The organism is Planococcus liqunii (assembly GCF_030413595.1).
Lineage (GTDB): Bacteria > Bacillota > Bacilli > Bacillales_A > Planococcaceae > Planococcus > Planococcus liqunii.
The window spans coordinates 2,253,296-2,270,613 of sequence record NZ_CP129238.1 but is presented as its reverse complement, the minus strand read 5'-3'; the positions used below and the strand labels follow the sequence as shown (position 1 = coordinate 2,270,613).

The 17,318-nt window shown below is 47.4% G+C and carries 18 protein-coding genes; 16 read left to right on the top strand and 2 right to left on the bottom strand.

The features are described 5' to 3' along the window. Window positions 1–82 precede the first annotated feature (82 nt). The 13 genes from QWY22_RS11475 (at window position 83) to yoyC (ending at window position 9,613) form a co-directional block, all read left to right on the top strand. Window positions 83–1,027, top strand: coding sequence for a thymidylate synthase (locus QWY22_RS11475; RefSeq protein ID WP_300981013.1), 945 nt, complete (start codon window positions 83–85; stop codon window positions 1,025–1,027). A gap of 12 nt (window positions 1,028–1,039) precedes the next feature. Beyond that, window positions 1,040–1,528: a dihydrofolate reductase gene (locus QWY22_RS11470; protein WP_300981012.1), complete on the top strand. Its 489-nt coding sequence runs from the start codon at window positions 1,040–1,042 to the stop codon at window positions 1,526–1,528. Further along, window positions 1,521–2,264, top strand: a complete 744-nt coding sequence (locus tag QWY22_RS11465) for a lysophospholipid acyltransferase family protein (RefSeq protein ID WP_300981011.1) — start codon at window positions 1,521–1,523, stop codon at window positions 2,262–2,264. The genes QWY22_RS11470 and QWY22_RS11465 overlap by 8 nt, the downstream gene beginning before the upstream one ends. 74 nt (window positions 2,265–2,338) lie before the next feature. Further along, on the top strand, window positions 2,339–3,178 hold the full coding sequence (locus QWY22_RS11460) for a DegV family protein (protein ID WP_300981010.1): 840 nt from the start codon (window positions 2,339–2,341) through the stop codon (window positions 3,176–3,178). Window positions 3,179–3,208: 30 nt separating this feature from the next. Further along, on the top strand, window positions 3,209–4,006 hold the full coding sequence (locus QWY22_RS11455) for a GDSL-type esterase/lipase family protein (protein WP_300981009.1): 798 nt from the start codon (window positions 3,209–3,211) through the stop codon (window positions 4,004–4,006). A gap of 12 nt (window positions 4,007–4,018) precedes the next feature. Continuing rightward, the gene (locus QWY22_RS11450; RefSeq protein WP_036803192.1) at window positions 4,019–4,594 is read left to right on the top strand and encodes a YpmS family protein; all 576 of its coding nucleotides are present in this window, start codon (window positions 4,019–4,021) and stop codon (window positions 4,592–4,594) included. Between the two features lie 15 nt (window positions 4,595–4,609). Beyond that, window positions 4,610–5,140 (top strand): peptide-methionine (S)-S-oxide reductase MsrA, encoded by a 531-nt coding sequence (gene msrA / locus QWY22_RS11445; protein ID WP_300981008.1) that lies wholly within the window; start codon window positions 4,610–4,612, stop codon window positions 5,138–5,140. Then, window positions 5,137–5,562: a peptide-methionine (R)-S-oxide reductase MsrB gene (msrB, locus tag QWY22_RS11440; RefSeq protein WP_036803198.1), complete on the top strand. Its 426-nt coding sequence runs from the start codon at window positions 5,137–5,139 to the stop codon at window positions 5,560–5,562. Before msrA ends, msrB begins: the two co-directional genes overlap by 4 nt. Window positions 5,563–5,696: 134 nt before the next feature. After that, on the top strand, window positions 5,697–5,912 hold the full coding sequence (locus QWY22_RS11435) for a YozE family protein (protein WP_053165827.1): 216 nt from the start codon (window positions 5,697–5,699) through the stop codon (window positions 5,910–5,912). A 70-nt stretch (window positions 5,913–5,982) separates the two neighbouring features. After that, the gene (gene deoD / locus QWY22_RS11430; RefSeq protein WP_300981007.1) at window positions 5,983–6,687 is read left to right on the top strand and encodes a purine-nucleoside phosphorylase; all 705 of its coding nucleotides are present in this window, start codon (window positions 5,983–5,985) and stop codon (window positions 6,685–6,687) included. A gap of 220 nt (window positions 6,688–6,907) precedes the next feature. Beyond that, a complete protein-coding gene (locus QWY22_RS11425; protein ID WP_300981006.1) occupies window positions 6,908–8,437 on the top strand; it encodes a lmo1851 family serine protease in 1,530 nt (509 codons plus the stop codon). A 58-nt stretch (window positions 8,438–8,495) separates the two neighbouring features. Further along, window positions 8,496–9,377 carry a CobW family GTP-binding protein gene (locus QWY22_RS11420; protein ID WP_300981005.1) on the top strand — a complete coding sequence of 294 codons (882 nt, stop codon included), beginning with the start codon at window positions 8,496–8,498 and terminating at the stop codon, window positions 9,375–9,377. Continuing rightward, window positions 9,374–9,613, top strand: coding sequence for a protein YoyC (gene yoyC, locus QWY22_RS11415; RefSeq protein WP_300981004.1), 240 nt, complete (start codon window positions 9,374–9,376; stop codon window positions 9,611–9,613). Before QWY22_RS11420 ends, yoyC begins: the two co-directional genes overlap by 4 nt. Before the next feature lie 603 nt (window positions 9,614–10,216). On the opposite strand, the gene QWY22_RS11410 is transcribed toward yoyC, so the two are convergent. Next, window positions 10,217–11,566: an MATE family efflux transporter gene (locus tag QWY22_RS11410; RefSeq protein WP_300981003.1), complete on the bottom strand. Its 1,350-nt coding sequence runs from the start codon at window positions 11,564–11,566 to the stop codon at window positions 10,217–10,219. Between the two features lie 130 nt (window positions 11,567–11,696). Here QWY22_RS11410 and murG point away from each other — a divergent pair, with 130 nt between their 5' ends. Together murG and dapF are read left to right on the top strand one after the other, a co-directional pair. Next, window positions 11,697–12,779: an undecaprenyldiphospho-muramoylpentapeptide beta-N-acetylglucosaminyltransferase gene (gene murG, locus QWY22_RS11405; RefSeq protein WP_300981002.1), complete on the top strand. Its 1,083-nt coding sequence runs from the start codon at window positions 11,697–11,699 to the stop codon at window positions 12,777–12,779. A gap of 57 nt (window positions 12,780–12,836) precedes the next feature. Further along, window positions 12,837–13,790 carry a diaminopimelate epimerase gene (dapF, locus tag QWY22_RS11400; protein WP_300981001.1) on the top strand — a complete coding sequence of 318 codons (954 nt, stop codon included), beginning with the start codon at window positions 12,837–12,839 and terminating at the stop codon, window positions 13,788–13,790. On the opposite strand, the gene QWY22_RS11395 is transcribed toward dapF, so the two are convergent. After that, complete coding sequence (locus tag QWY22_RS11395; RefSeq protein WP_300981000.1) at window positions 13,771–14,148, bottom strand: hypothetical protein; 378 nt, start codon at window positions 14,146–14,148, stop codon at window positions 13,771–13,773. The genes dapF and QWY22_RS11395 overlap by 20 nt on opposite strands. Before the next feature lie 275 nt (window positions 14,149–14,423). On the opposite strand from QWY22_RS11395, the gene QWY22_RS11390 reads away from it, so the two are divergent. Continuing rightward, window positions 14,424–17,240 carry a 2-oxoglutarate dehydrogenase E1 component gene (locus QWY22_RS11390; protein WP_300980999.1) on the top strand — a complete coding sequence of 939 codons (2,817 nt, stop codon included), beginning with the start codon at window positions 14,424–14,426 and terminating at the stop codon, window positions 17,238–17,240. Window positions 17,241–17,318 lie beyond the last annotated feature (78 nt).

Genomic DNA, 17,318 nt, shown 5'->3' with positions numbered 1-17,318 from the left:
AGCTTCTTAAAACCGTTACATTTGTAACGGTTTTTTTTGTGTGTTTTTGTTATGATAAACATAATAATGGAGGCGAATAAAAATGAAACAATACTTAGAATTATGCCAGCATATCTTACATAATGGCGCGAAAAAGGAAGATCGGACCGGTACAGGCACCTTGAGTGTGTTCGGCCACCAGATGCGCTTTGACTTAAATGAGGGCTTTCCATTGATGACCACGAAAAAAACGGCGTTTCGCTTGATCGTTTCGGAATTGCTTTGGTTTATCAAAGGCGATACAAACGTGAAAACTTTATTGGAAGAAAACAATCACATTTGGGATGAATGGGCGTTTGCCCAGTGGGTGGAAAGCGATGAATACGAAGGGCCGGACATGGCCGATTTCGGAAGACGGTCGCAGAAAGATCCCGAATTTGCCGAACGTTATAAAGAGCAAATGGCGCTGTTCCAAGAAAAGATTTTGACTGAAGACGGATTCGCTGAAAAATACGGGGATCTTGGGCCGGTTTACGGCAAGCAATGGCGTTCTTGGGCGAAAACCGACGGCGGCACGATCGACCAGCTGAAAAATGTCATCGAATCGATCAAAAAGAACCCGGATTCACGGCGCCACCTGGTGACGGCCTGGAACCCGGAGTTTATCGACGACATGGCGCTTCCGCCATGCCACATCATGTTCCAGTTTTATGTCGCAGACGGCAAGTTATCCTGCCAATTATATCAGCGCAGCGCCGATGTCTTTTTGGGCGTGCCGTTCAATATAGCGTCCTACGCTTTGTTGACGCATTTGATTGCCCGCGAATGCGGTCTTGAAGTGGGCGATTTTGTCCACACAACAGGAGATACGCATTTGTATGCGAACCACATTGACCAAGTGACGGAACAGTTATCCAGAGAACCAAGAAAATTGCCGACCGTGAAAATCAATGAAGACGTGGCGTCGATTTTTGATTTGGAGCTGGCAGACATTACGATTGAGGGCTATGACCCGCATCCGCGCATCAAAGCGCCTGTTGCAGTTTAAGGGGGAATTTACATGATTTCACTAATGGTGGCACACGATCCAAACCGGGTAATTGGCAAAGACAATCAGTTGCCTTGGCATATTCCGGAAGACCTGGCTTATTTCAAAAAACACACCATCGGCAAAGGAATTGTGATGGGGCGCAATACGTACGAATCGATCGGGCGTCCGCTGCCGAAGCGGCGCAATATCGTGGTGACCCGCAACCCGGAATACCGGGCAGACGGAATCGACGTCGTCCATACTTTGGATGAGGCGGTCCGGCTCGCGGAAGAACAGCATGAAGAAGTGATGGTCATCGGCGGAGAACAAATCTTCCGGACCATCCTCCCGCAAGCAGACCGCCTATATATCACACTCATCAAACAGGAATTTGACGGAGATACATTCTTTCCGGAATACGGTCCGGAATGGACAGCCGTTTCTGAATCGGAAGAGCAGGTTTCGGGCGATATCCGCTTTGTTTACTTGGTGCTGGAACGGGAAAACCGCCATGTATAAATCTCTCCGGACGTTCTCGTTTTTATTCGGCTATTTGCCGGTTGCAGCAATGAATTTGAAAAAGTTTCAAGCCCAAAAAGCGCATTTGAGCAAGCAGGATTACGATGCCCTTATCCATACGGAACCCCAAAAATGGGCGAAAGGCATCATGGGCCGGACAAAAAGCCGTGTAGAAACGAGCGGGCTTGACTATTTACCGGAAGGTGCGGCGCTTCTTGTAGCCAATCACGAAGGCAATTTTGACATCCCGGTTCTGCTTTCGGAAATTCCGAAGCCGTTTGGGTTTATTTCCAAAAAAGAAGTAAAAAAACTGCCAATCATTCCGGTATATATGGAAGACATGAATTGTGTATTTTTGGACCGGACGGACCGGAAAAGCGCTTATAAATCGATAGCTGACACGGTCGGAAAGTTGAAAGATGGCCATTCCATCCTGATTTTCCCCGAAGGCACCCGTTCAAAAGGCGAAGGAGTGACCGATTTCAAATCCGGTTTTATCCGCATTGCCAAAGATGCAGGGGTGCCGATTGTGCCGGTTGCCATTCACGGCACATCCGAGATTATGGAAAAAAACAGCAACCAGATTCGGCCCGGGCATGTCACCATCGGAGTGCTTGAGCCAATTTCTGCTGAAGAAATTGAAAAAATGGACGCCAAGCAACTGATTGAAAAAGTCAAAACGACAATTGAAACAGAAGTCCAGGCGATGGCGCAAAGGAAAACAGATCTCCAGTAGATCTGTTTTTCCAACCTGTTCAACGTTTCAGGTCTTTCCATTATAGGAATATAAGAAATAAGGAGAGTGAAGAAATGCCGAAAATTCATATCGTAACGGATTCTACTTCGGAATTGAATCCGGAAGCCATTAAACAATATGATTTGCATGTTGTTCCATTAAACATCCAAATCGGCGGAAAAACCTATCTTGACCGTGTGGACTTGGAACCAAAAGCGTTTCTGGAATTGATGGAAAACAGTCCGGAATTGCCGAAAAGTTCGCAGCCGGCACCGGGCATTTTTAAAGAATTATACGACCGCCTGGGCCAAAACGGTGATCAAGTGCTGTCCATCCATATGACAGGCGGCATGAGTGGTACCGTGGAATCTGCACGCACAGCAGCCGAGCTTACGGATACAGACGTGACGGTCGTCGATTCCCGTTACATTTCACATGCACTTGCTTTCCAAGTGTTGGAAGCAGCAGATATGGCGAGAGAAGGGAAAACGATGGAAGAGATTGTTTCTCGGCTGGACCATATACGTAAAAACACCAAACTTTATGTCATTTTGGATACGCTTGATAATATGGTAAAGGGCGGCCGCATCGGAAAAGGGCGGGCATTGGTCGGTTCTTTCCTGAAAATCAAGCCGATTGCATCATTGGACGGCGGCGAATATACACCTGTGGCAAAAGCCCGCAGCTACAAGCAAGTCGTCCAGTATTTGATGAACGACTTTAAAGAGCGGACGCAGGGAAAGCAAGTTAAAGGAATCGGTATTGCCCATGCAGAAGGTTTTAATATGGCCAACCCGCTGATACAAGATCTGGAAGCAGCAGGATTTACAGATATCAAAATGGACTACACGACACCGGTCATTTCAACACATACAGGAGTCGGGGCATTCGCCTTTATGTTTTATACAGAGTAAGCCATTCCTAAAGCAAAGGGGGAGATAAACTTGAAACGCATCCTGTTCATCGTAGTTTTGGCACTGTTTGTATTAGCGGGATGCAGTTCAACTTTCATCTTTGGCAATGACGAAGCGGAACCGCGCATCCCGGTTGCCTTTACAGAATATCGAGTGCCTCCTAACTTTGTCCCTCAAGCATTGATCATTACCGCTCTTGGGGATTCGCTGTCGCAAGGAGTCGGCGACACGGAAAACCGGGGCGGCTATGTCGGCAGGTTGGCAAGTGAAATCAGTGATTGGCCAGGTGTTCGGGGAGCGATTGTGGAAAATACAGCAAAAAGGGGCCGAAGAAGCGATCAGCTGCTTGCCATGTTCCAAAAAGGGCAATTGACTGGCCCGTTGACAGAAGCAGATTATGTCGTCATGACGATTGGCGGCAATGACATTATGCGGATTGTTAAACGGGACTTGTTTTCGTTGAATGTCGACGCGTTTACTGAAGAATTGGAAGTATACGAAACTCGATACGAAAACATCTACGCTTCCATCCGGTCCATTAATCCGACCGTCCCCATTATTGCCATCGGCGTTTATAACCCGTTTTCTCTGATTACCGATGAGGTGGAGGAATTTGATCAAATCATCTCCGACTACAATGAATCGATGCGGAAAATTACAGAAGCGGATCCGCTGGCATGTTATGTGCCGGTAAGCGATTTGTTTGTCGGCAATGACAACTTGGTGTACCATACGGATTTTTTCCATCCAAACAGCAAAGGATATGACTTAATGACAGACAGGATTCTTGAACGCATGGAAGAATGCGGGTTGAGTTTTCAGGAATAGGAAGTGATGATGATGAAAGTCTGGCGCTTGGCCTTTTTTGTCTTGCTGGGATTAAACCTTCTTGCACTTCTGGCATTTATTATTTTTCTTACCACTCCAGCGAAAGGCCATTCCTTGGAAAGCGCAAGTTCAGTAGAAGCGTTGAATGGCAATTCAGTCGTGCTGAATGTGACAAAAGCGGATTTTGAAGGAATTGCCAACACGTATATCCAACAGGAAATGGCCAATTCGCCGATTCCACTGACTTTAGCGGTAAACGGCGATGTCAGCCTATCGACGGAAATTGAAGTCTTTTCAGTGCCATTGCCGATCCTGCTCCGGTTTGATCCGTTAGTGCAGGAAGACGGCAATTTATTGCTGGTCCAAAAATCAGTGGAAGTTGGCATGCTGGATATTCCACCCGAATCTGCGTTAAAATTATTACGGGATTCGGTGAATCTTCCCAAATTTATGGATGTTTTGCCAGCAGAAGAACAAGTGCTGCTGAAACTGACGGAAATTCCGCTGGATGGCGGCATTTCGGTTCAGGCAACTTCGTTCAATTTAGAGGAAGATGATATCCGGTTGCGCGTTACCATTCAGCAATAAGAACGGAGTGATGGGATGAAGACAGAAAAAGCGACATTTGCAGGCGGCTGTTTTTGGTGCATGGTCAAGCCATTCGATTCATATGAAGGCATTGAATCGGTGGTCAGCGGTTACACAGGCGGACACGTAGAAAATCCGACTTATGAACAAGTATGTTCCGAGACAACGGGCCATTACGAAGCGGTCCAGATTACATTCCAGCCGGACGTTTTTCCATATGAGAAATTGCTGGAGGTATTTTGGAGCCAAATTGATCCGACCGATGCAGGGGGCCAGTTTTTCGACCGCGGCCAGTCTTACCAAACGGCTATTTTCTACCATTCCGAAGAGCAGCGGATCGCTGCAGAACAATCCAAGCACGATTTGGAGAATTCAGGAAAGTTCTCCAAACCGATTGCGACGAAAATTTTGGAAGCCAAGCCGTTTTATTTGGCGGAGGGTTACCATCAGGATTATTATAAGAAAAACCCTGCCCATTATAACCGCTATTCCGTAGGGTCTGGACGGGCAGGATTTATCGAAAAAAATTGGGGTGGACAAGCATGAAGGAAGAACTAAAAGCAAAATTGACGCCGATGCAATACCACGTCACACAGGAAAACGGCACCGAGCCGCCTTTCCAAGGGGAATACGACCAGCATTTTGAAGAAGGCATTTATGTCGACATCGTGTCCGGCAAACCGTTATTCAGTTCAAAAGACAAATTCGATGCCCATTGCGGGTGGCCTTCCTTTGCCAAACCGCTTGAAGGCAGTGAAATTAAAGAAAGCTTTGATACAAGCCATGGCATGAGAAGAACGGAAGTACGCAGCGCGGCTGCAGATTCGCATTTGGGGCATTTGTTCCCGGATGGCCCTTCCTCTTTAGGCGGCTTGCGTTATTGCATCAACTCCGCGGCTTTGCGTTTTGTGCCCAAAGACCAACTGGAGGCAGAAGGTTACTCCGAATACAAACAGTTGTTTGAATAACTGAAAACCCGGACAGCTGTCCGGGTTTTTTATTTCGAAAGGTTCCATGCGCAGGGGTCTGGCAAAAAAAGTATGCTTTAACCGCTGGACGGCTGCTCGCGCATTCTTAATTGCACAACAAAGGGAGGAAGAAAATGAAACGTTCTTTTTATCAGTTTGCTTTGAAATACCGGGGGAAAGTCCGGCCGGATGATTTTTCCCGGTTTGCGGATGCTATGTTCCTGGATCATTCTTTTCCGAAGAGCTCGGAAGATTTTGAAGACCTTTCCCGTTATATCGAAGAAAAAGCTCATCCGGTCATGAAAGCCTCCACTTTCGATGCCATGTGGGAAGAATATACAGCACTTTAAGGCAATGCGTTGCACTTGCCGCTAAAAAACAGTATGATAAGAACGACTAAAATTAAAGTGAGGTTTTATGATGAGCGTCCATATTAATGCAAAAAAAGGCGATATCGCTGATACGATTTTACTTCCTGGAGATCCGCTTCGTGCAAAATACATTGCCGAAACATTCCTTGAAGATGCTGTACTTTACAACGAAGTGCGCAACATGTTTGGCTACACAGGTACATACAAAGGAAAACGCATTTCAGTTCAAGGAACAGGAATGGGAGCTCCTTCCATTTCGATTTACGTGACTGAATTGATGAACGAATACGACGTACAGAAACTGATCCGTGTCGGTACTTGCGGTTCGATTCATAAAGACGTGAAAGTCCGTGACGTCATCTTAGCGCAAAGCGCATCCTCAGATTCAAAAATGAACGAAATCATTTTTGGCGGCATTGATTATGCTCCAACTGCAGACTTCGATCTGCTGTTGAAAGCTTATAACGCCGGACAGGAAAAAGGCTTGAACCTTCGCGTCGGCAACGTCTTCACAGAAGATGTGTTCTACAACGATTATGCAGAGCATGAAAAATGGGCACAATACGGTATTCTAGGACTTGAAATGGAATCTGCAGCTCTTTACACATTAGCTGCTAAATACGGCCGCCAGGCAATGTCCATCTTGACTGTAAGCGATCACTTGCTGACAGGTGAAGTGACAACGGCTGAAGAGCGCCAGACAACTTTCAATGACATGATCATCGTTGCACTGGAAGCGGCAATCAAGGAATAAGTGCTGCTCCAAAAAGGGTGACTGAGACCGCTGTGAAATCATTGAACCAATTAAGCTGGAACGGGCAAAAGGTCTTCCGCTTTCAATGCGTAGACCAGACGCCCGCTAAAGCGGAATAAAAAGAGAAAAGACTGTCTAGACAGTCTTTTTCTTTTAATTTTTTCAAAAGCTTGATAAAATCGATACAGTTTGAAGTGCAATTAAGAAAGTGGTGAAAGAAATGGATGATAAGCGTCCAGGCGAAAATCAAGACCAGATTCCGCCTGTAGAAGAAGCGCCTGCCCATTTTATCCGGATGAAAACATTCTACTTTATCATGCTTGTCTTCACCTTGATACTATGTACGGCCGGATTAACGGTATTTGCTTTAACTTTTGGAGACGAAAAGGCAGTGGAAGTCAGCTCTCCTGAAAGACGGGAATTTGAAAAATTATATGCGGCTTACGATCAAGTGCAGCAGGAATATTTTGAAGACGTCGACAGCAATGTTTTGATCAACGGCGCTATTAACGGAATGGTGGAATCTCTTGGAGACCCATATTCCGACTATATGAACGAAGAAGAAGCAGCCCAGTTTTCACAAGGCATTTCATCCAGTTTCCAAGGGATCGGCGCCGAAGTGCAGGAGCGCAACGGACTGATCAATATCGTTTCGCCGATTAAAGGCTCTCCTGCTGAAAAAGCAGGCTTGAAACCGGGAGACAAAATTTTAAAAGTTGACGGCGAAAGCATCCAGGGCTTCAGTGCTTCGGAAGCGGTTATGCTCATCCGCGGCGAAAAAGGAACAGAAGTGACATTGACAATCCAGCGCGGCGATTTGGCGGAACCGCTCGAAGTCAAAATTGTGCGGGATGATATTCCAATCGAAACCGTTTATCCGGAAATGATTGGCGATGGCGTAGCGCATATCCAAGTGACGAGCTTCTCTGAAAACACAGCGAAGGAATTGACCGACGCAATCAGCGAAATGGAAAAGCAGGGAATGAAAGCGATGGTCATGGACGTCCGCCAAAACCCGGGCGGTCTATTGACAACAGCGCTTGAAATTTCCAATTTGTTCATTGACGAAGGAAAAGAAATGTTCGAAGTGCAGGCCAAAGGCGAAGAACCAGAAATTTACTTGGCGGAGTCAGGTTCGAAAGTGAAAGTGCCGGTTACCCTATTGATTGACGGCGGAAGCGCTTCGGCATCCGAGATTTTAGCGGGCGCCATGAAAGAGTCGGCGGACGTTACTTTGATTGGGGAAAACACATTCGGCAAAGGCACTGTGCAGACAGCCAATGATATGGCTGATGGGTCAAACTTGAAGTTCACGACAGCGAAATGGCTGACGCCGGACGGCAACTGGATCCATGAAAAAGGGATTGCCCCGGACGTGAAAGTGGCGTATCCGGAATATGCATCCCTGCCAGTACTGGATTCTTCGCTTGAAATAAAGGACGGCACCATTTCCGAACAAGTGAAAACAGCTGAACAAATGCTTGAAGCGCTTGGCTATAAAGTCGGCAAAGTGGACGGCGTTTTTGAAGAACAGCTGACAGATGCAGTCGAGCAATTCCAGGAAGACAACGAATTGGAAACGACAGGCGTCGTGACGGGCGATACCACATTCGCCATCATGGAAGCTTTAAGCAAGAAAATCGATGAAGAAGACCCGCAGCTTTTGGAAGCGAAAAAAATCGTGATGGAAGAAGCGGGCATCAAAGCTGAACCTGCAAAAGAATCAGCAGAAGAAGAACCGAAAGAATAAAACATGAGGTCCGCGCTTGCGGGCCTTTTCTTACGGCGAATTAATTGAGGGGGATTCCATGATTGATGTATACCTATTTAGCGGATTTTTGGGAAGCGGCAAAACCACGCTTCTGAAACATGTCATTCAGCAAGCGAAAGACGCCGGATTAAAACCCGCCGTGTTCATGAACGAACTAGGCGAAATGAATTTTGACTCGGATGCTGTGGAAGACGGCATTCCGTTAAAAGAACTGCTGGACGGCTGCATTTGCTGCACCGGTTCCGAGAAATCGGAGGCTCAGCTGCAGACGCTCCTCGCGGAAGAAGAGTTTGATGTCCTATTGATTGAAACTACGGGGGCGGCGCATCCTGTCGAAGCGCTTGATGCCATTTTCTCACCGCTTTTTGCAGAAAAACTTAAATTCAAAGGCATCGTCACTGTGGCCGACAGCAAACGCTGGCTCGACCGCAGCCAGCTGTCGCCGCAGATCCGGTCTCTTTACCTGGAACAGATCCGCCATGCCGATTTGATTTTAGCAAACAAGATGGATCTTTTAACGGAAGCCGAACAGGCCCAAGTGACATTTGAAGTGCAAGGGCTAAACCCTGAGGCGCAAATCATTCAAACCGTGCAGTCCAAAGTGCCTTTTTCGCAGCTTCAGAAAATCTCCGCAAGCAAAAGCGGGGCCGTCCAGGAAGCACCGGTTTCCAAACTAAATTTAAATGCTAAAGTCTTAGAGTTTCAAAACCCGATAAAGCGGGACGACTTTGAAGAATGGCTGCGCGCCTTGCCGGAATCGGTATTCCGCATCAAAGGCTACGTACCGCTCGAAGGAGATAAATACCCGCATGCATTCCAGTATGCGTACGGCATGGCCCAGTGGCTCCCGGAATACATGAAGATGCAGACGCAGATCGTTGTCATCGGAGAAAACTTGGAAGGGATCGAGCTGCCTTGATCGACGCTTATCGCAAATTGTGGCCGAACCGGACCGGAGTGGATGCCATCGGCACGGAAGAAGAGCTCGAACAAAAAATACAGATTGAACTCAATGACGAACTGACGCATCCAAGAGTCCGCAAAACGCGGCAGCAAAAACTCGAACTTGCCTTAACCCGCATTGAACAATCAAAGCTCACTGTGGAGGAGAAAAACAATTTATCTTCGTTATACAAAAAGATTGCCGCTCAGTAAGTGGCAATCTCAGACTGTAGACAAAATATAAATAAAATGAATAGAAATGCATAAAACCAACCGGACCGGCCACTTCGCTTTCCGTGGGCTCAGCTTCAGCCTCCTCGTTGCTTCGAAAACCCGCTGCTCCTGTTTCTGCATCGCTTCGCTAGCTTCGAAACATGAAAGAGCGTTGCATCGCTTCGCTAGCTTCGTCGCAAAGACTTGACCTCACTGTGTTCGGCCAATGTCTTGCCTGCGGGGTCTTCAGCTTTCGTCGCTCCGTCGCGTTGCTCCTTCACTGCTCCCATAGGAGTCTCCGTGGCCGAACCGGTTGGGGCGTCTCTCGAAAGTGAATGGTCATCGGATTGGTGCTTAAACAGCCAGCTCAAGAAGAATAGTGATACCTCTAGATAACCTTCATGTTCAGGATCCGGAGTGGAAGCCGGCGACTCCTGCGGGATAGAGAAGTGCCGAAATCCACTCGGGACGTACGTTCCGAGTTAGTTCGGCGCGAGCCCGCGGAACGCGTCCGGCTGAAACGGAGGATTTAGAAGGTCGAATTTTGTTTTTATTCATCTAGTACATGTAAAAAATTCTCTTGTTTACAAAAAAGATTGCCGCTCAGTAAGCGGCAATCTTTTTTTGTATTTTATTAAGTCTGAATGACAAAGTGACAGCGCCTGCAGTCAACCCGGCGATCAAACCGATCCAGTAGCCGAATGCTTCAAAACCGGTGAAGGTTGCGAGCAGGTAACCTGATGGCAAGCCGATTACCCAGTACGAAATCAACGCCATGATGAAAGTGATGTTCACGTCCTTGTAGCCGCGGAGCGCTCCTTGGACAGGTGCCTGTATGGCATCTGAAAGCTGGAACAGTGCCGCAAATACCAGGAACTGCACCGCCAGATTGATCACCGCCGGATCTGATGAATACAAAGCCGCAATGTCATGGCGCAAGAAGTACAAGGTGAATGCCGACACGAAACTGAAAGCAACTGCTGAAATGACGCTGATCCAGCTGTACTGCCGGGCATCGTGGAAACGTTTGGCGCCGACTTCAAAACCGACGAGAATGGTTGCGCCCATTGAAATGCTGAGCGGGAGCATATACAAGAGCGAAGTGAAGTTGATGGCGATTTGGTGTGCCGCGATGGTGATGGTGCCATAAGTGCTCATCATGAGCGTGACGGCAGAGAAAATGCTCGTCTCAGCGAATATGGAAATGCCAATCGGCACGCCAATGCGGCTGATCTCTTTTACACGGGCGAGTGATAATTTCGCCCAGCCGCTGAAAACGCCGAAAGACTTGAACGGCTTTCGTGTATGGACAATCCAGCCGGCGATAAACAGTACAACCCAATAAGTGATGGCAGAGGCATATCCCGCTCCTGCGCCGCCCAGTTCCGGAAAGCCGAAATTCCCGAAGATCAGCAGGTAGTTGAAAAATACATTGATTGGTGCAGATAAAAGCGATATGAACATGGATACCCGCGTTGCACCGAGTGCGTCGATATAATAACGGAGCACGTTATAGATAAACAGCGGAACCAGGCCAAGGCTCATCGCAAAGATGTATTCGCCCGCTACGGATTCGACCGCGGCTTCCAGATCCATCAGGCCGAGAAGACTGTCTGCTCCGAATAAGAAAAAGGCGAAAATGAGGACAGCCAGTATGATGGCCAAATAAATCCCTTGCTGCACGGCATCTTTCACTTCTTCTCTTTTCGCGGCACCCATTAATTGTGCTACAATTGGGGTGATGGACATGAGGATTCCGGCAAGACCGATATAAACCGGCATCCAAAAAGAAGACCCGATCGAAACGCCCGCCAAATCTTCCGTATTGTAACGGGCAGTCATATAAATATCAAAAAACGTGACCAAATACATCGCAACTTGTGTAACCAAAATCGGAAAAACAATGCGAAGCAGCATCTTGAATTTTTCCGTTTTTGTCTTCGTTTCAAACATGATTCCATCCTCCAGTAAACGAACAACAATATATTAAATAAAAATAAGTATAGCATAGAAGCCTTCTGTAATTGGAGCGCTCCTGGAAAGATGCATACGCAATTTTAAGACAAGAGAGTAGGACTGCAAAATGGACAAACGAACAATTTTATTGACAGGCGGCGGGACAGCGGGGCACGTATCGCTGAACCAGGCGCTGATTCCTGAGTTAGAGAAAATGGGCTACAATGTGGAATATATCGGCTCTAAAGACGGCATCGAAAGTGAATTGATTCCCGATGCTTTCCCGAAAGTCCGGTATCACGCCATTTCAAGCGGCAAATTGCGCCGTTATTTTTCCACGAAAAACTTCACCGATCCGGCACGGGTCGGAAAAGGGCTTCTACAAGCGATGAACATCATCCGGAAAACGAAGCCGGCTGCCATTTTTTCAAAAGGCGGCTTTGTGTCAGTGCCCGTCGCCATGGCGGGTAAAGCCTTGGCGGTGCCGGTCATCATCCACGAATCCGATGTAACTCCGGGCCTCGCAAACAAAATCGCCATGCCTTTTGCGAATCATATCTTTACGGTGTTCAATGAGACATTGAAACACTTGCCAAAAGAAAAATCCACTTGCACCGGTTCAGTGATCCGTGGGGAATTGATGGAAGGGTCAGCTGAAATCGGCAGAAGCCTCTGCAATTTTGACAACGGCCGTCCTGTTTTGATGATCATGGGCGGCAGCCAAGGTTCAGCAGTCATCAACAATGCCATCCGCGCGAACTTGCCGGCACTTTTGGAAGAATTCAATATCGTTCATTTATGCGGCAAAGACAATGTGGACAGGAATTTGGAAAGCGTACCGAATTATTGCCAATTCGAATACGTCACAACGGAATTGCCTCATTTACTGCATTTGACGGATTTTGTCGTGTCGCGAGCCGGCTCCAATTCAATCTTTGAGTTTTTGGCATTGAAAAAACCGATGCTGCTGATTCCACTGTCGAAACAGCAAAGCCGTGGAGACCAGATCCTGAATGCAGAGCTCTTTAGAAAGCAAGGCTTAGCAAACGTCGTCGAAGAAGAAGAACTGACGCCGGAACGCTTTTTGGCGGAAATGAAAAAACTGCAGGTGGATGAAGAATTGCTGATCGACCGCATGACAAAAGCGGAAGCGCCGAAAACGGCTTCTGCCATGGCTGAACTGGTAGTTGCCCACGCCAAGAAAAAATAATGGGAATTTCCCTGGCCAATCATGCGGAATAAATAATTCGTACAAGAGGTGTTTACGATGGAATTTCTACTTTATAAAGTGCACGGTTCAATGAATACGTTTTTCATGCTCGACGGCGAAGAACGGGAAGATTATGAAGAAATGACACTCAAACTTGCCGCGCTTGATCCCGGCATTGACGGGCTGCTCGTGGTGCTGCCGTCTCAAGTGGCGGATGCCAAAATGCGCGTCATCAACCGTGACGGCTCTGAAGCTTCCATGTGCGGCAATGGCCTGCGCTGCGTAGCCCGCTATGTTTGTGAACGCGACGGAGTGGAAGAAGCTGTGATTGAGACGATGAAAGCTTCTTTGCACGTCAAGAAAGAACAGCCGCAAGGCGACGGCATTGCCATGTATGCAGTGGAGATTTCTCCGGTTTCTTTCCAAATGGCTGATTTGCCGATGGCATACGGCGGCGAAACCGAGTGGAGATTAAAGCCGCTGCCATTTGTTTCAGAAGAGATTCCATTCACCGCTGTAGCGGTACCGAATCCGCATCTGATCGGAATCGTGCCAAACGAATACCAAAGCAATCCGGCGCACCAGCAAAAATGGGCGGAATTTTTCAATGGCCCCAATGAATATTTTACCGACGGCGTCAATGTCTCCTACGCGACAAAAGTGGAAGGCGGCATTTTTGTGAAAACCTTTGAACGGGGCGTCGGGTTTACCAATGCGTGCGGTACAGCCATGACTGCGTCCGCTCTTGTCAGCTGCCTGGCGGGTCTGGTGCCTTACGGTGAAGTGCAAGTTTATAATCCCGGCGGCATGGTGAAATGTTCCGTCGAAAAAACCGGCAGCAGCTTCCGTCTGCGCTTGACCGGCAATGCCACTTATTTGTCTAAACAGCAATTCAAATGGGAAGGGACAGATTCGGAAAGCGGTTTGCAAATGTCTGAAGAACTGCATGAGCAAGCACTTTACGAAAAATTCATTGAACAGACATCTGCTGTCACCAACCAGTTTGTTTAAAAAATAGAAGTAACTTGTTTGGGGCCACCATCAATTCAAGCATTGGCAAATCAGTAAATGGTTTGCCAATTGCTATGTACCAGCACTTGCCCATGTGACCACTTGGATTGAAAACGCTGAAAAAACCGGAAATCTTCTGGAAAGCTGCCAATAAACACTGAAATAAGCAAGCCTTGCCCCAAAAGAGCAGGCGGCAGGTATAATACAAGTTGGCCGAACCGAAGCCCGTAAAGCGTGAAAAGCGGCCGGCATACATAATAAATGCCGAAAGTAAGCAGAACAAATTTTCATCCAGCGTAAAAGATACGGGGAAGGACTGGATAAACTTGCTGTTAAAAATGGAAACGGGTAATCCCAATCAAGCCGCCCGGAAGAAATCCATTTATCACCCAAAGATAAGTGATTTATCCAGTAAAACCCATTGAAAGCGCTTCGAAACATGCTGTGTGAATAATTTCACGAAAAATCATTGTATTTTTTCCTGGAAGTAGTAAGATTGAAATGGAAATTCGTTCTCCATATACGTTGGAAGCGCCTTCTGCTTTATGTCTAGTGGGATGCGTGATAAAATAAGGAAGATACACATACAATAAAAGTGACTGCCAAAAAGGCAAATATCTGGAGGTTTTTTTAATGTCTAGCAATTATTCAGATGCAAAATCCCCATGGAATTCCATCACTGGCCCAAACCTTGGATATGTTATGGAAATGTACGACCTTTACCAAGAATCTCCGGAACTGCTTGACCCGGAATTTGCAGAACTTTTTAGACAGTACGGTCCGCCGATCGATGTGACTCCACGTGCTGCAGCTCCAGCCCAAACTGCCGCTGCAGGTGTAGAGACGAACAAATTTGGCAAAGTTCTGGCTGCCATTCAGCTGGCAGAAGCTATTCGTGCCCATGGACACTTGGCTTCAGATATCTACCCGCTGAAAGACCAGCCGAAAGATACTTCCCGTCTGGAATTATCAGCATATGGTTTGACCGAACAGGACTTGAAGGAAGTCCCAGTTTCACTTCTTTTGTCCGATGCACCGGCAAACATCACGAACGGTTTAGAAGCGATTTCTTATTTGAAATCTTTGTATACCGATAAAGTTGCTTTCGAATTTTCTCATATTGTTCAGCTGCAGGAACGCAACTGGATCCAGGAAAAAATTGAAAGCGGCGAATTCAAGCCATCGCTTAATGCAGATAAGAAAAAAGAAATTCTTGATCTGTTGACCCGTGTTGAAGGCTTTGAGAAATTCCTTCATCGTACATTTGTCGGCCAAAAACGCTTTTCGATTGAAGGCGTAGACACTTTGGTTGTTTTGATGGACGAACTGGTGCGTTTGTCAGAAGCAAAAGGGACAGAAAAAATCATGATCGGGATGGCTCATCGCGGTCGTTTAAATGTGCTTACACACATTTTGCACAAGCCTTACGACATGATGTTCGCTGGATTCGCACATGTGCCGGATGAAACCTTCCTTCCGGAAGACAATTCGGTCCAGATTACAAAAGGCTGGTTCGGCGACGTGAAATACCATATGGGCGCAGCTTATACTTCGCCTAAAGGAACCAATATTAAACTTGCGTATAACCCGTCCCACTTGGAAATTGTCAGCCCGGTTGTGGCTGGACAGACCCGTGCAGCTCAGGAAATCACGGATGCACCGGGTGTTGCTCCGATGGATCCGAAAAAGGCATATGCGATTCTCGTTCACGGAGATGCCGCTTTCCCAGGCCAAGGCGTTGTAACGGAAACATTGAACTACAGCCGAATCCGCGGATTCCAGACTGGCGGTTCGATCCATGTTATCGCCAATAACCTGATCGGGTTTACAACAGAACAATACGATTCAAGATCGACTCATTATTCTTCTGATCCTGCAAAAGGCTATGAAGTGCCGGTTATCCACGTAAACGGAGACGATCCGGAAGCAGTCGTTGCAGTAGCGCGTTTTGCATTCGAATACCGCGAAAAATTCGGCAAGGACATCCTGATTGACCTGATCGGCTACCGCCGCTACGGACACAACGAAATGGATGAGCCGCTTGTCACGAACCCGCTGATGTATCACGGCATCCACCAGCATCCGACTGTCCGTGAACTTTACGGCAAACAGCTGGCTTCTGAACAAGTTCTTTCCGAAGAACAAGTGAAGGAACTGGATGCAGAAACACAAAAAGAAATGCAGGCAGCCTACGACAAAGTGAAAGAAAACAAATCGGACGACAAACACGAAATCACGATTCCGGAAGCGGTCCAAAATGGCTATCCGGAAGTGCCGACGGGCGTCGACAAAGACGTGCTCGTGAAACTGAACGAAGATTTGCTGACATGGCCAAGCGACTTCTCTGCTTTTGGAAAACTTGCACGCATCTTGAAGCGCCGCGAAGATCCATTCAACGGCAAAGGGAAAATCGACTGGGCTCACGCAGAAACTTTGGCATTCGGCGCCATCCTGCAGGATGGCAACCCGATCCGTTTGACTGGCCAGGATGCACAGCGCGGAACATTTGCACATCGCCATCTTGTGCTTCATGATGAGAAGACGGGCGAAGAATTGGTGCCGCTGCACCATATCTCTGACGCGAAAGCATCGTTCGTTGTTTACAACAGCCCGTTGACAGAATCAGCAGTGCTTGGTTTTGAATACGGCTATAACGTTGAAAACAACAAAGCGCTAGTTATTTGGGAAGCTCAGTACGGCGATTTTGCCAATATGGCACAAATGATGTTCGACCAGTTCATCTCTGCTGGCCGCTCGAAATGGGGACAAAAATCAGGGCTTGTGATGCTTCTGCCTCATGGCTTTGAAGGACAAGGGCCTGAGCATTCAAGCGCACGCCTGGAAAGACATCTGCAAATGGCAGCTGAAAACAACTGGACAGTGGCGAACCTTTCAAGCGCTGCCAACTACTTCCATATTCTTCGCCGCCAAGCGAAAATGCTGGAAGAAGAGTCAATCCGTCCACTTATTATCGTGTCGCCGAAATCCTTATTGCGCCATCCTTTAGTTGGAGCGGACGTAGAAGATTTGACGCAAGGCCACTTCCAGACAGTTCTGGAACAGCCGGGCATGGGGACAAAAGAGAAAAAAGTGGAGCGCATCCTTTTCGCCAGCGGAAAAATGGCCATTGATTTGGCAGAGCGTGTGAAAGACGGCAAAGGCTTCGACTGGACGCATATCGTCCGTGTTGAGCAATTGTATCCTTTCCCATCTGAAAAAATCCAAGCGATTGTTGACCGCTACCCGAATGCCAAAGAATTGGCATGGGTTCAGGAAGAACCGCAAAACATGGGTTCTTGGACATTTGCAGAACCTTACTTAAGAGAAATCGCTGGAGACAAAGATGTGGCTTATTACGGCCGCATCAAACGTTCAAGCCCTGCTGAGGGAGACGGAGAATCGCATAAAGTCGAACAAGCCCGTATCCTGGACGCAGCGTTAACAAAATAAGATTCGGACCGGCTATTGCCCGAAAGGCAGTTGAAGCTTTTGGGCAGCAGCTTTCCGCTTGATAAAAGAGAGATAATC